Raw genomic sequence first — 14470 nt, 5'->3', positions numbered from 1 at the left:
ATTTTTTCTGTCCAACTAAGTGTAGACGATCCAGGTCGAGGGAGAGCGTTGGAGTGGTGAGTTACCAGAAAGTCATGCATTCAGTATTGGTGTTATGATGGGGAAACTTCATGAAGCTTCCGCAACTTTAAATGTACCACATAATTTTGTTCGACCTCATTGGGGGATTTCTAGTTTCAGGCAAGAGATAAATAAATTAGAGCGTTATTATCCACGTTTCCTAACGGGTGGATCATGGATGCTATACCAAAAAGCCATCGATAAGATCATTCAACAATTGGATAGCATGCAAAGAGATGCTCGGAATTACGGATTAATTCATGCGGATTTGCATTCCGGAAACGTTGTGTTTAACAACGGACTCCCATACCCAATTGATTTTGGAAGATGCGGGTACGGATACTATTTGTATGATATGGCAGCTGCATTGCTGGAGCTTTATCCAAAACATCGCCGGTTACTTATTCAAGGTTATGAGAGAATAGTCAAACTAGGGAAGGATTATATTCGAGACCTAGAATGTTTCTTCATCATGTTTATGATTGAAAACTATTGTCATCACTCATCTGATATTAGAGAAATTCCTAGTCTAATAGAAGAACAAAAATATGCTTTGGCTTATATTACAGAATATATAAATGATAGGTCTTTCTTATTTAAAGTTGTTGAACCTATAGATCCCGAAAGAATTTTTAACGAACTAGAGGAAGCACAGTCAACGGACAACCCTCCGGATTTTGTGATGCCGGAACGTTAGAAGCCATTGGCTAAGGCCGCCAGCAGGTCCTTGCGGACTTATGCTGCCGTGACGTCGTGAATGCAAGAAGGTTAGGTGAAACCTACACAAAAATAAGGGGGTTTTTCAAAAGGAGAAAGAATAGAAGCATGTTTACATGTATCTCAAGATCCAGTTTATGTAGAGTTTTAATAATCTGGTATGTATATGTTCAAGGAGTGAAGAGTTGAATACACTAATGAGCCCAGAGTTAGATAAGATAAAGGAAATCATGGACGGTTTCATCGCTCCTTGGTATATTGCTGGCGGATGGTCTATAGATTTGTTTCTTGGTAGGAAAACTAGGGAGCACAAAGATATGGATTTGGTTATTTTTAGGCAATATAAAGAGGAAGTAATAGAACACTTTCACGGCTGGGATATTCAGATGGTTGTGTTTGGAGAAGATAGATTTGAGCAGGTAAGTCGAGGGATGAACATTGAGAAACCTAATTATTGTTTACATCTACGAAAAGGTGATGAATTTGTTGAAATTCTTTTTACGGATGTGGCTGAAGGAAGTGTAATTTATAGAAGAGATGAGTCTGTGAGAATGTCATTGGATGATTTTGTTCATCAGGATCGAGCGGGTCGAAAGTTCGTTACCCCGGAGTGGCAGCTATTATTTAAATCAAAATCCCCCAGATTAACCGATGAAGAGGATTTTAAGAACATTATTTATAGCTTATCAATTAAGCAATTGAATTGGCTGAAGATAGCACTTGAACATACAAATCAGAATGAAGAATGGAAAGATCAATTAAGCAAGCTTGAAGAAGGCAGGTTCATCAGATAACACATATTCACGCTACGGGCCTTACGGACCTTGATTTGCAAGAGGGTTTTCGAAGGAAATGGAATCAGCAGACAACCCTGCACTGGCTCAGTCCGTCGGACCCGGGGCCAAAGTAAGGGTTGGTGAATGCAAGAACGTTATATGAAATGGATGAGATCTGCTCAAAAAATGATTTTCACGAGGGAATGATTTAAATATGGAAATAAGGCAGATGGTTACTGCTTTTCTTTTTCATAATGAAAACATCTTAATGATAAAGAAACAAGCTAGTAAGTTATATGATTTTGAGTTCTGGAGTGGAGTAGGCGGCCACATTGAACCTTATGAATTGAACAACCCAATGAAGGCTTGTGTAAGGGAGATATACGAAGAAGCAGGAATCGAAGAGCAGAATATTTATGAATTATCACTTAGGTATTTATTGTTCAGAATCAAGGAAGATGAGATCCGGCAGCAGTTTGTATACTTCGGAAAACTAAAATCGGATCAAGTACGCTCTTCTGATGAAGGAGAAGTTTATTGGATACATAAGGATAAAGTACAAGATTTACATATCTCAAGCATAATAAAGCAAATGCTCGCACATTATTTTCAAAATCCATTCAAACAAGAAATTATGGTAGGAACATTAACAGAACGTAATGAAGTCCCGACTACTCAATGGGCAGAATTGAAAGATCCAAAGATATTTTGAATAAGATTCAATCATAAAACTAAGTGACATAAGTGAAGGCTTTGAATATGGAGCGCCAAAAGCAGCGCCAGAACTAGAGAAAGATATAAGAGTTCACAGTGTGGTGGGATTATGACTTTTGTGGATGACTCATGCGGCCTTCGTCTTCATTGCTTACCACATTATTTGAGAAGGTGAATTCTATTGAAGTATTACTCAAAACATACCAAAAGAGATGAAAACCTACCTAATGTCAGGAAAGCATTATTAGAAACGATTGTTCATTCATTAAAGCTAAGACCAGAAGTGATTGGTATTTTTGTAGGTGGTTCAATAGCTCTAGGCAATGAAGACAATTTCTCTGATATTGACTTGCGAGTAGTTGTTCAGGAACAAGCACTCTCACGATACATAGAATCTAAACAGGAACTCGCAAAAGAGTGGGGAAACGTTCTGTTTTTTGAAGACTATTATCCGAAAGCTCCCTTTACAATCGCACATTACGATACCTTTATAAAGGTAGATGTGTTTTTTTACAATACGCAAACCTTACATCCGTCTATCTGGCTTAAAGGCATTAAGATTTTGTTTGATCCTGAAGAGATCATTAGCCACCTCCTCAAGAAATCAGAGGCATTACATTACACGGTAAATCAGAGTAATGTATTGCGTTGGAGGGGAAAGGTCTTTGCCTATATTCATGAGGTTTATCGAAGGGTTATGCGTGGGGAATATTATTATGCACTAACGAATCTGAATAACATAAGACAATTTATAGTGCAAGGATGGGATATGGAGATAGATAGACAGCCTAATGAAGGTTGGGACTGGTCAAGATCGAAGGAGAACGAACTCACTTAATGCCATGGCAATTAACAATGCTTGAAAGTTGGGATTGTAGTCGGAATGAAGTCGAAATAATGAAGACCTTGACAAGTATGGTTCCAGAACTATTAAGAATTTATAATAGACTAATAGAAAAAACTGGAATAATTGAAGGAAACAATAAAATGAGCGCGATAATAAATCAAGTGATTTAGTAAGTGTCTCGGAGATGGTAAGAGAATGGGATCACACCATATTCAAGCTGCGGGCCTGAAGGCGCAAGGTCTACAGAGGCATTTTGGGGAAGCGAATTCAGCAGACAACCCTGCACTGGCTAACCGCTAGTCGCGGCAGCCCCTGCCTGAAATAACGTTAAACTTTGAAAGGACAGACTGAATGAAAGATACAAAGTCAAAGGCATCTCTTCAGTTATTTTTGGTTACTTCATTAATACTGACGCTTACTTCCTCAATACAAGTATTTGTAAATATTCTGCAAGAAAGACCTTATTGGCTAGTCACATTGCTATTATTTCCAATTCCATTTTTTATTTTTAGTGCAATAATGATTTCTCTGGATTTAGCGAAACAGGACTACACTACTCTTCAAGGTCGTGTAATAACTAAGGGAAAAGACATTATTGTAGTAAGGATTGAACATGGAAAGGATAAAAAATTTAGAGTGAAGAATGATTTGATAAATGATTTAGTTGAGGAAACAGATATTGAAATACAATATTATAAGAGAACAAAAGCAGTGATAAGTATAAAGAAAATTAACCAAAGAACAACAGAACTTTCTGAAACAGAAGGTTGATATTCTTAGGTGAGGAGAGGAATAAAGTATAGTTATTGTAGATTTATTGTCAAATAATGCGGACCCCAATATTGCAAATTTATACGGAGATACTGCCCTACATTTGCTTGCCAGTTCATATCTTTCTGAGGATACCTCCGGCGTAGTAGAATTACTCATTAAATCTGGGGTAAAGAAGAATCTTAAAAATAAAAATGAGGAACGCCCATTTGATTTAGCGTTAAAAGCAAATAATGACCAGCTGTTTTCTTTGCTATAGTAATCGATACAATTAATCAAAGGCGGGCATGAATGAAAATCCTATTTTACATATGTGCATTGTTAGTTTGTTTCATAATTCTGATTCCTTTAGAATTTTTCTTTGATTTTGCAAACTTAATGAATGAGAAGTCTAGACTAGAAAGTGGTCAGTCAGAATTTTCTATTAGTGAAAACTTATTATTAGTAGGTTTTCGTCTTCTCGCCACTGTACTAATAATTACTTGCTCTACGTTGTTAATTAGACTTTTATTTTTGCAACATACGAAACTTAAGGATACCTTAAATGTAATTGTGATTGCATTTATTATCGATAATTTATTATTTTTAAAAAACTTGGTAATGTAAACAGAGGTTCATATGGATGTTGTGATGTACAACGTTTGAATAGAAAGGAATTCAATGGTGTTATGGTGCTAGGTCCGAGTGAGGAGTTTTGGGTGAAGTTGATTCAGCGGACACTCTATCGGTTCGCGAATGCAAGAGCGTTGTCGGAAATCAACCCAAAATCATAAACCAGGAGATCTTAATGAACAGTATTATAAGGGAAGCAATCTTATCCGATTATCATGAAGTGGCCAGATTAGTGGCTCAAATTCATGAAATACATGTGAAAGAACGTCCGGATATTTATGCCCCGGATCCGTGTCCTATGAGTAATGACTATTTTAATAAACTGCTTGTGGATCAGAAATCCAAGCTTTTTGTTGTTGTAGTTGAAGACAAGGTGGTTGGGTACTCGGTCTTGAGAATAAACCTTCCTCCCAATCGACAGATCTATAGAAGCAGAAAATACATTTCAATTGATGATTTTTGTATTGATGAAAAATACAGGAATAACGGATTAGGAAAAGAATTAATGAATTACATTCTTGACTTTGGAAAAGGTGTTTCTGCTCAGTGTATAGAATTAGGGGTATCCGAATTCAATAAAGATGCAATAAGGTTTTATGAATCCATGGGTTTGACAACCAGGAGCAGAAGAATGGAATTCATTCTTAGAGACCAACTCGAAGATGGCGATAACATCCGATAACACCAGATTCACGGGCGGGCCGCACCTTGTGCGAGCCTTGGGCGCTGAGAGGCATTTTCAGGAAGCGGGATCAGGTGACAACCCTGCCGACTAACCACATCCCGGCCGGACGCATTGGTTTTTTTATGCGGTAAGGGTTGGTGAAAGTAAGACGATTATCGGAAATCAGTGCAAACTATAACATAGGGGTGAGCATTTGAGATTTGCATGTCCTTGTTGTGGTTACAAATCATTAAACATTAAACCGCCGGGAACATTTGAAATTTGCGAAGTGTGTTATTGGCAAGATGATCCAATACAATACAATGACCCGGATTTTGAAGGTGGAGCTAACAAAGTTTCATTACGACAAGCTCAAAAGTTGTTTGAAATCAATATGGGTATGCCTAGTGAACCTGCTTTTGAATATGAAGGTCCCAAAGATATCAAAGACATTAGAAGAATGCCATTAGTTGAGATTGCAAGAATATTTTATGCATTAGATCTTCCCATTAATAAAATACTTGGGCTATACCTCGGATTTACTCAAATAAGTGATAGCAAATTTGTTTTTGACTTTCAAGAGATTTACAGTTTTATGGATGAGGATCGAGAACTGATTATTAGATATATAATGATAAAAAGACGGAAAGATCCGAATGAGTTTTTTTCAATTTATAAAGAGATCCACGATTTATCGGATGTAGATGCACAAAACGAATTAGTTAGTATCGAGGAAATATTCACAAGGAAAGTAATGGAATACTTGAATATATAGAAAAATCATGCACTTCGTCTAATGCAGCATTCACGTATCGGTGGCATATGAATCAAGCGGTGGGCTAGCGACCCTTGGTATGCAAGAGAATCCTCGGGTGGCAAGAGAATTCAGGCATACAATCCTGCGAACCAACCGTGTCACGGCCGATGGATTCGCTCCCTTAAGGTTCTCGGGTTCGTGAATGAAAGAAGTTATGCGATACAACTGAAAGAGGATGATATATGAAAAAATTAATTACCTCCCTTTACAGACCAGAGAATAACAAACTATTATATTTGATGGTAAATATATTAGTAATAATCGCCACAATTATTAGTTGGATTGAGGAACTAAAATATCGTTCCTTTGATATTGGATTTCCATTACTTTTATACATTGTATTAAGTGTATTTGGTGTTATTGTATCTGTTTTGGGTTTTTATGGATACAAAGTCACTTACGCTTTTGGAATTGTAAATTTAATCTGGTATATGATTCTATTATTCTTATCTGTTAATGAATTAGAGTCAAGCTTCTTTTTCGTTCTATTTTTGTATCCATTTACTGTACCGCCATATCCTATATTTACATTTTTTTTGTTTGTCATAATTGATCTGGTTATAATAATCTTTTGGACTAAAAAGAATCCTAGGACCTGACTATGAAGTAACTGTAAAAGGTTAGAGTAGTATTAACACTAGACTTGTACAGAAAACAAGGATCATGGTGGAATGATTCTTTTGTATATGTGATAAGTTACTTTTGATCCGGCGGATGAGACGAAATTCCGTCCCTTAACGTTGTGCATCATAAGATTGTCCAGAGGCTTCATGAATGCTCAAACGTTAGATGAATTTTTGAAAACACTTAAAAGGAGTAAACATTGAATACTGAGTTCAAACGTCATTTTATCAACTATTTGTATTACTACGTAGTATTAGGTATCGTGATAAGTTCAATAAGTTATTCTCTACTATCATTAGATGTTTTGAGACCTGTGCCACAAATACCATATGAATTGAAGAGTGAAACTGTAAATAATAGAATTTCTCAGGCCTTTTATAATAATAGTAATGTCATGTTAGATATAATGGCAGAAGTATATGTGCATTTAGATTTATATACGGAAACGGAAAGGACATTTAAAAATAAGTATTTTGATGATGATAGTTTTAATCAGATTGAGAAGGAGTTTGTGCGCAAGATAATGAAAATAGATATGGATTACCATAATAAGTTAAATATCAAAGATATAAGTGACCCTTCTAATGAAATATTAGTTAAAACATTGCTAGAAGATATTCAAAAAATAAAAAGTGAATTAGAACAATCATACGGAAGTTAGCTAGATGTATGGTCTTATAACGAAACACGAGAGTGCTTTAATACCAATAACAGTCATGGAGAATTAATCGAGGGAAATTAAATGACACATCAATACGTTCCAGATAAATATAAGGAGATAATAAGTGAAGAAAAAGTAAAATCGTATTTTAGAATGTTATCTACGACCTGGGTACGGTAATGGTGGAGAAGGATATTGGTTTAAGAGGGATCTAGAATGGATGGTGTACTGTTCTCACGAAGACACAATTACTTTCGGTGGAGAAATGATTATAAACATGTTAAAGAAACAATTTCAGGACTGGAATAATTATATATGGTGAAGTTAACTGCTCTTGTTACAGATTTTCTATACCTTACAAATGGTATAAAGGGTATATTAGCCATGACAGCAATCTAAGAATATAAAATAATCGCTTTGAGGGTGAAAAGTTGGAGCAGATTCTAGTTGTTATAGGAGCTATATTGGTACCGATCGTTGTGGGTATTGTATTTTGGCAGATGATCAAGAAAAGGAACGAATTCATTGATATTGAGAGAGAAGCTGATTTACTAAGTACTTTAACGGGTGGAGCTCAATTTCAGAACGGAATGATAACAAGTAAATTTTCGTATCCTTTTGTTCAGGTTAGGTTTTACCAGACGTTTCTAATAATAAGTTATTATAAAAAAATACAAATGAGTTATTCCGAAATTATATGTATAAAACTGACTTATAGAGGCTTGCAACTCATACATAACAACAAGAATTTCCCGGAGAAGATATTTTTGTCGGTTGATCAAGAGAAATTTCTAGGTTTGGTAAGAGAAAAGGGAGTTAAGATCGAAGAATAGGTCTTATATTGCTGCAAGAGTTTCGAGCGGATAATGCTTTAAAAGAAACCTTACATTTAAGACAGGAGTCATGAATAAGTGAATATACAGCTTATTGAAAACTTACATACTGAGCTCAAAAATGCAGTTTCCAGCCATTATAAAGAACTATTATCTCGCTGCGGTGATGAAACCATATACGGATACTCCTTATTTACAGACGATTGCGTTACGAGTATGGGGCCAGTTGCGAACAAAGAAAGATCTATTAAAGTGAATAAATCAGATCCCTTGTACAATTACTATCGATACGGAGCTGTGGAGTGGGACGAATGGGACGATTTCGGATTATTTGATGAAGTCAACAACATGATCAAGAAATATCATGAAACAGTCAAGGATAGCTTTGATAATCGGGTAAACACATTGTTAAAAGAATCATTGAATGTACTAATGGAGCTTGAGGCTGAAGGGTTGTTTGGGAACAAAAATGATAATCGATTTATTGTCATTTGTGTTAGTGACTCCTCGAACGAAATTATGACTGAGTCAGCAAGAAAGCTTAATACATTAAAGGTATACGAACAATATGCTTCAGAATTTGCTTAGAAGCATAGTAACGGAAGTAATTCGAGATAAAGCTTTAAAACTACATTAGAATACACTTCAAGAGAAAGTAAACCCACCACTAGGTTGCATCCGAAGGTGGGTTTTGCCCATTTATCTCCGAAGGGAACCCAACTAAATGAGAGGAGTCATATAGGTGATTCTTTATAAAGAAATGGATATACATGAAGTTAACAGATTATGTGAGATTGATCGGTCGGAATACATTGATCTCATGTATAAAATGGATAATGGCCAATTAATCGAGGTGAACAATATTGGTCACGAATGTCCAAATTGGTCTAATCAAATGCTTAAGGAAATTGAATCTCGCTTCGCATATGAACTAGAGAATGCCGGTTTTGCCATCGGAGCCTATGACAATGAGAAACTAATTGGTTTTGGGGTATTGGCCCATATGTTTCGAGGACAATCAAATGATCAATTACAGGTTGACCTCATGTATGTTTCTAGATCTTATAGAAGAAAAGGTATAGGTACTCGGATACTAGAGTAACTAAGTAATGAAGCGAGAAGCAGAGGGGCTAACTGGTTATACATCTCCTCTACTGAAACAAGATCAGCGGTTTCATTCTACATATCCAATGGAAGTGTGTTAACGGATCAGGTTGACGAAGAGTTATTCGCAAAAGAACCCTTAGACATCCATATGTTAAAGAGTCTTCTGTAATCGTATATAAAAAATCAAAAGGGGCGAAAGAATGAAACCACCAAAACATATCCTTTCTGCTGCAGCTATTGTTGTAAATGATAAGAATGAATTATTACTTATAAAAGGACCGAGACGAGGCTGGGAGATGCCCGGTGGACAGGTAGAAGAAGGAGAGTCGTTAAGCCAAGCGGCAATCCGAGAAACAAGAGAGGAGTCTGGAATTGATATAGAAATTATTAAATTTTGCGGAATCTTTCAGAATATAGGGAATTCCATTTGCAACACCTTATTTTTAGCAAAGCCAATTATCGGGGAATTAACTAAATCATCGGAGAGCTTGGATGTAGGTTTTTTCCCGATCGATGAAGCGCTCAATAAAGTACAATGGAAAGATTTTAGACAAAGAATAGAGTACTGTTTAAAACCTGAATTGCAACCATTTTGTGTTGAGTTTATGGATACTCAGAATATATAGGGATCAAGAAGGCTCAGCCGCTTGGTCAATAAGGATGATTAACTACCAAGTTATTCCTCCTATGGATGTTTTAGTGTACAATGATTGGATAGAGAAGGGGGCAGCTGGGATGAATACACATATTTATATGGTAAGACATGGCGAATCACCGAAAGTGGATGGAAGTGAACGATCTCGTGGATTGACGGATAAGGGGAAGACCGATGCAAACCGTATAACTGAGTTGTTAAGGCATGAAAGCATGGATCGCTTTTTCACGAGTCCCTATTTGCGAGCTATATTGACAATAGAAGATTTAGCGGAGGCAGTAGGTAAGGAAATACAAATATTTGAAGACCTTAAAGAGGTAGTATTTTTATCCGATGACAAAATCATGCCTGACAATGAACTGTACCCCTTAGTAACCAAGATGTTTAAAGAACGAGATTTGCCTTCGCCAGGAGGCGAAACAATTTCGGGATGTCAAACAAGAGCAGTTGCTGTTCTAAAAGAAATTCTGAAAAAATATCGTGGTCAAAAAATGGTGATCGGCTCTCATGGAGCGTCATGACATTAATGATGGAACATTTTGATCGTAAATTTGACTATGATTTTTTAATGAATATGACAAAGCCAGATATATACAAGATGACATTTGACAATGAGAAACTCATTGATGTTCAAAGAGTATGGAAAGATTGATTTAGCATGAGAGATGAAGATCAACCTAGCCAGTAAGAGAATTCGTAAGACTTTCAATAAATAGTGGAGGTAAAAGATGAATTCGAAAGCATTCGTACTTATGCTTCTGATGCTTCTATTAACTTCATGTGAAGTGAATCATTCCCAATTAGCAACTAGCAATGATCCGATAGCTCAATATAAAGAGGAGAATAGTCAACTGCAAAGCAGAATCAAAGAATTAGAGCAAGAGATCACGAGATTGTCGAATAAGCAACCTAAGAAAAAATCGAGCGGGGAATTGAGTATTGATGGTTCTTCCCTCTCTATTGATCATCAAGATTATATTTTGGAGTACGAGGGGCGAACCTACGTTTCGGCAGATTTTATGAAAGAGTTTTATGGAGTAGATGATGAATATCCTCCCTATCTGATCTTTAGAGGCTTGCCCCTTGAAAAGAAGCTAATTGGGATAAACTCTATTTATAATTTATCTAAGGAAGGCTTAAGAGATTTAACAAACACCATGAGTGTTACGACAAAAGACGAATATTCAACAATATATCAGACGGATGGCCTTGAAATTGGTTTTGTTGAAGCGGGAAATTATTACGTGCTGACAAAACCTGTTTTTATGAATGATAGAGGAATCTCCATTGGTTCATCACGCTCGGACGTACAGCTTGCTTATGGAAAGCTTGGCGAAGATGATAGTGAAGTTTGGTCGACTTTTAATAGTAATGCGGAATATATCGGAACGAAGTTTACTTTTAAGGATCACAAAGTGATCAAAATCGTAGGCACATTTAACTGAGGAAATGTAGCTACAGTAGTTCGTGCATGCAAGAATGTTATGGAAAATCGGTGCACAAAAACGGAACGAGAAAGGGACTATATGAAGAAAGAAATCGTAATTCAGGACAATGCATAAGAATTTGGAGGAAACCTGATGAGGCTAAGTTTACTAAAAGAGAATTATGCGATAGTCAAATTACAAGCAGGCGAAGCTATACCAAGCTGGGCATCAGAATTTGATGGCGGGCTCTTATCTATTACTTATACATCAGACGAATTATCAATAGTGTGTAATGAAGATAAAGTACCAATAGGGATGAAAAACATAGAAAAAACATGGAACTGTCTGAAGATAGAAGGTGTTCTCGATTTTAGTTTAACGGGTATTCTCCAATTACTATTGAGACCTTTAGCTGAACATAAAATTAGTATATTTGCTATATCTACATTTAATACAGATTACTTATTAATAAAATCGGAAAATATTGAGAAAGCGATAGAGGTACTTATTAACGAAGGACATGAAATAAACAAACCATATTGAGTATTCTAAAGTAAAGATGAATCCTTGATATGAATAGATTCAATAGGAGGAAAATAATGACAAACGAATTGGGTAAAAAATGCTATATATATGCTCTGGATACGTTAGCAGATTGGGAAATTGGTTATATAACCGCCGAATTCAATAGCCAGAGGTTTTTTGCTAAAAATAAAAAATTAGAGCTTGTATGGATCGGTAATACTTTGAAGCCAATTAAAACAATGGGTGGAGTAACGATCATACCCGATAAGGAACTTCATGAGGTCGATTTTCAAGATGGAGATATGCTCGTCCTTCCTGGAGCAAATACCTGGATGGATGAGGAACATAAAAACATTTTAGAAGTGGTATCCAACGTTATTCATAAGAATGTGATCGTGGCAGCGATTTGCGGCGCTACAGTAGCATTAGCTCAATTTGGTTTGTTAAATAATAGAAAGCACACGAGTAACGATAAGGACTATTTAAAAATGTCTTGTCCTGATTACACGGGAAGCTCTCATTATGTAGATGCCCCAGCAGTGGCAGATGACAATGTAATAACGGCCACAGGACTCGCTTCATTGGAATTCTCGTACGAGGTATTCAAAAAGAGTAACGTCATGAAAGAGGAAACCATAGAAGCGTGGTATCAATTACATAAAACAAAAGAATCGAAATATTTTAATGAATTAATGGAATCGATGAAGTGATCTAACCTTGCAATGTAGAGGTAATCCCACCCATACGAAAGGACGATTAGGATTGAGAGAATATACGTTAAAGAGAGAGGATTTACTCAACATCTATAAGAAGGCAATACCTTTTTCAATTATTTCAGCCATTCTTCCTATTGTGATATTTGTTGTCATTAGTTCACAAATAAATGAAGCATTCATATCGAGAATCTTATTTGTTTTTATCTTGATTTTAATATTATATAGAGTCATAAAAGAAACGATAAAAATTCTAAATATAAGAAGAGATTGGATAAGCTTTAAAATTACTGTGTCCAATGAATCCATAACGAAGACACAAGTAAATATTCCAGACGTCGAGATTTTAAAAAAAGATGTAGTAAGAATAGTGAAAGCAGCTGGGGGATTCACGATTCAAACGGTCGATCCGCAAAAGTCTCTTTTTGTGCCAAATCAGCTGGGTGAATACGAGGATTTTGAAAGTCACTTAAGTACAATTACTCCAATTGAAGTCAGCCCAATAAATTCGATTCAGTTGCCGCCAGAATTCTCGTTAAAGCAACATGTAAAGCCAGGCTCGATTTTTAAGAAACTCTCTACTTCGATTCTAATTCTTCTAGCCATCGTGATGGTACCTGCGCTTCTCTTGTTGCTTGCTATTTCTATTCTAACAAATTAAGTTTTTAACCAAGGGACCTAATGTAGGTGACATAGAGAGGAGTGAGGAGTGTAAAAATCAATAAAAAAACGGTTATTCTATCTGTATTACTGATCGTACTCGTCGTCCCTTTTTCGATTAGTTTTATCCCGTATTTACAAATTAAAGTTAGTAGTAACTATAATGATGAGTTTGAAAAGAGGCTTTCTCATGCGATAGAAGCGAAAAAGCCTTTCGATATGAATGAACTAACCGATTTTATGTGGGATAAAATGTATATTTTTTATCCCTATACATCTAGAGAGCAGATGGAGGAAACGATCGGCCGTTCATGGACAACCCACTCGTACTTTGGATATTTATTAGATCATAAGACCATATTAGGGGATCACCCGTTAGATGATGAGTCGCTAAATAAGCTCGTTTTTGTTAGAGGAGAAGAAGTTGTGCTAGATATTACATTACGCAGAAAACAAGCTGATTTTACGGAAGCGGCGAGTGTTATAAATCATGATAAAGCCCGATTTGAAATCGTTGATGACAATAAAATCGTACAAATTCTGAACTAAGGTGGATACTTGTATTGACGAGGATTAGTAATGACACGAACGTGATCCAATACAATTTCAATCATGGTAGTTAGAAAGAGGAAGTGTATGATGAGATCAGATCATAAGTATCCGCCTCTAGAAACGGATAGAGTATATTTAGTTCCATTAACACAAGAACATGCGGAAGAGGTTTATAAGCATTTTTCGGATCCTGAAATAACTGAGTTTATGGACATTGAACCATGCAAGGATATTGAAGAAGCAAAGGAAATAGTTAAGTTCCACGAAAAAGACTTAGGTTGCAGATGGGGATTGTTTCATAAGAATACCGACAAATTTATAGGGACTTGTGGTTATCATTGTCTGGAGTTAGGGGAGATAAGGAAAGCGGAAATTGGATTCGATTTAGTTAAGCAAGAATGGGGCAAGGGATTGATGCGGGAGACCGTTTTAGTACTACTTGAATATGGCTTTGTAGAGATGTCGTTAGATTATATTGAGGCTACGGTTGAGCAGGCCAATAAAAGATCACAAGCCCTGTTAGAGAGGCTCGGGTTTCATAAATCGGAGGAGCTACGAGATCACCTTTATTACTACACTATAACAAAAAATGATGTGACTCAATTCATCAGAGCACAAATACCAATGTGAGGTCGTTGAATGATAGGTTGGATATCCATATTTATGTATAATATGGAAATGGAGTGAAGAAATCGACATGGACATAGGATTTAAATTATTGTTATTTATAGCTCT

General features: G+C 36.2%; 18 protein-coding genes and 2 pseudogenes. All 20 read left to right on the top strand.

What is annotated here, in order from left to right; translation table 11 throughout:
• The first annotated feature begins 28 nt into the window (after positions 1-28).
• The 20 genes and pseudogenes from GQS10_RS13945 (at position 29) to GQS10_RS13850 (ending at position 14365) form a co-directional block, all read left to right on the top strand.
• Entirely contained in the window at positions 29-757 is a 729-nt protein-coding gene (locus GQS10_RS13945; protein WP_166243197.1) for a phosphotransferase, read from the top strand.
• A 205-nt stretch (positions 758-962) separates the two neighbouring features.
• Positions 963-1571, top strand: a complete 609-nt coding sequence (locus GQS10_RS13940) for a nucleotidyltransferase domain-containing protein (protein WP_166243173.1) — start codon at positions 963-965, stop codon at positions 1569-1571.
• 196 nt (positions 1572-1767) lie between these two features.
• Positions 1768-2265: an NUDIX domain-containing protein gene (locus GQS10_RS13935; RefSeq protein WP_341805068.1), complete on the top strand. Its 498-nt coding sequence runs from the start codon at positions 1768-1770 to the stop codon at positions 2263-2265.
• A gap of 183 nt (positions 2266-2448) precedes the next feature.
• Entirely contained in the window at positions 2449-3105 is a 657-nt protein-coding gene (locus tag GQS10_RS13930) for a nucleotidyltransferase domain-containing protein (RefSeq protein ID WP_166243169.1), read from the top strand.
• Positions 3106-3465: 360 nt separating this feature from the next.
• Entirely contained in the window at positions 3466-3885 is a 420-nt protein-coding gene (locus GQS10_RS13925) for a hypothetical protein (RefSeq protein ID WP_166243167.1), read from the top strand.
• A 46-nt stretch (positions 3886-3931) separates the two neighbouring features.
• Positions 3932-4144 carry an ankyrin repeat domain-containing protein gene (locus GQS10_RS23795; RefSeq protein ID WP_166243165.1) on the top strand — a complete coding sequence of 71 codons (213 nt, stop codon included), beginning with the start codon at positions 3932-3934 and terminating at the stop codon, positions 4142-4144.
• A 528-nt stretch (positions 4145-4672) separates the two neighbouring features.
• Complete coding sequence (locus GQS10_RS13915; protein WP_166243163.1) at positions 4673-5179, top strand: GNAT family N-acetyltransferase; 507 nt, start codon at positions 4673-4675, stop codon at positions 5177-5179.
• A gap of 196 nt (positions 5180-5375) precedes the next feature.
• Positions 5376-5546: pseudogene (locus GQS10_RS23185) on the top strand (CPCC family cysteine-rich protein); the annotation flags it as partial.
• Between the two features lie 1255 nt (positions 5547-6801).
• Positions 6802-7263, top strand: coding sequence for a hypothetical protein (locus GQS10_RS13905; protein ID WP_166243160.1), 462 nt, complete (start codon positions 6802-6804; stop codon positions 7261-7263).
• A gap of 431 nt (positions 7264-7694) precedes the next feature.
• The gene (locus GQS10_RS13900; protein ID WP_166243158.1) at positions 7695-8096 is read left to right on the top strand and encodes a hypothetical protein; all 402 of its coding nucleotides are present in this window, start codon (positions 7695-7697) and stop codon (positions 8094-8096) included.
• 78 nt (positions 8097-8174) lie between these two features.
• Positions 8175-8684: a DUF4303 domain-containing protein gene (locus GQS10_RS13895; protein ID WP_166243156.1), complete on the top strand. Its 510-nt coding sequence runs from the start codon at positions 8175-8177 to the stop codon at positions 8682-8684.
• Positions 8685-8838: 154 nt separating this feature from the next.
• On the top strand, positions 8839-9198 hold the full coding sequence (locus GQS10_RS23180; RefSeq protein WP_341805067.1) for a GNAT family N-acetyltransferase: 360 nt from the start codon (positions 8839-8841) through the stop codon (positions 9196-9198).
• 205 nt (positions 9199-9403) lie between these two features.
• Positions 9404-9829, top strand: a complete 426-nt coding sequence (locus GQS10_RS13885) for an NUDIX hydrolase (RefSeq protein WP_166243154.1) — start codon at positions 9404-9406, stop codon at positions 9827-9829.
• 109 nt (positions 9830-9938) lie between these two features.
• Positions 9939-10510 (top strand): annotated as a pseudogene (locus tag GQS10_RS13880) (histidine phosphatase family protein).
• A gap of 76 nt (positions 10511-10586) precedes the next feature.
• On the top strand, positions 10587-11303 hold the full coding sequence (locus GQS10_RS13875) for a hypothetical protein (RefSeq protein WP_166243152.1): 717 nt from the start codon (positions 10587-10589) through the stop codon (positions 11301-11303).
• Between the two features lie 135 nt (positions 11304-11438).
• On the top strand, positions 11439-11828 hold the full coding sequence (locus GQS10_RS13870) for an ACT domain-containing protein (protein WP_166243150.1): 390 nt from the start codon (positions 11439-11441) through the stop codon (positions 11826-11828).
• Between the two features lie 56 nt (positions 11829-11884).
• Entirely contained in the window at positions 11885-12520 is a 636-nt protein-coding gene (locus GQS10_RS13865) for a type 1 glutamine amidotransferase family protein (RefSeq protein ID WP_166243148.1), read from the top strand.
• 52 nt (positions 12521-12572) lie between these two features.
• Positions 12573-13184 (top strand): hypothetical protein, encoded by a 612-nt coding sequence (locus GQS10_RS13860; protein ID WP_166243146.1) that lies wholly within the window; start codon positions 12573-12575, stop codon positions 13182-13184.
• Between the two features lie 41 nt (positions 13185-13225).
• A complete protein-coding gene (locus GQS10_RS13855; protein ID WP_166243144.1) occupies positions 13226-13732 on the top strand; it encodes a hypothetical protein in 507 nt (168 codons plus the stop codon).
• 90 nt (positions 13733-13822) lie between these two features.
• Positions 13823-14365, top strand: a complete 543-nt coding sequence (locus tag GQS10_RS13850) for a GNAT family N-acetyltransferase (protein WP_243735156.1) — start codon at positions 13823-13825, stop codon at positions 14363-14365.
• Positions 14366-14470: the final 105 nt, after the last annotated feature.

The sequence above is a fragment of the Paenibacillus turpanensis genome (assembly GCF_011421635.1).
Classification (GTDB): domain Bacteria; phylum Bacillota; class Bacilli; order Paenibacillales; family YIM-B00363; genus Paenibacillus_AK; species Paenibacillus_AK turpanensis.
This window is presented reverse-complemented; position numbering and strand designations above follow the sequence as displayed.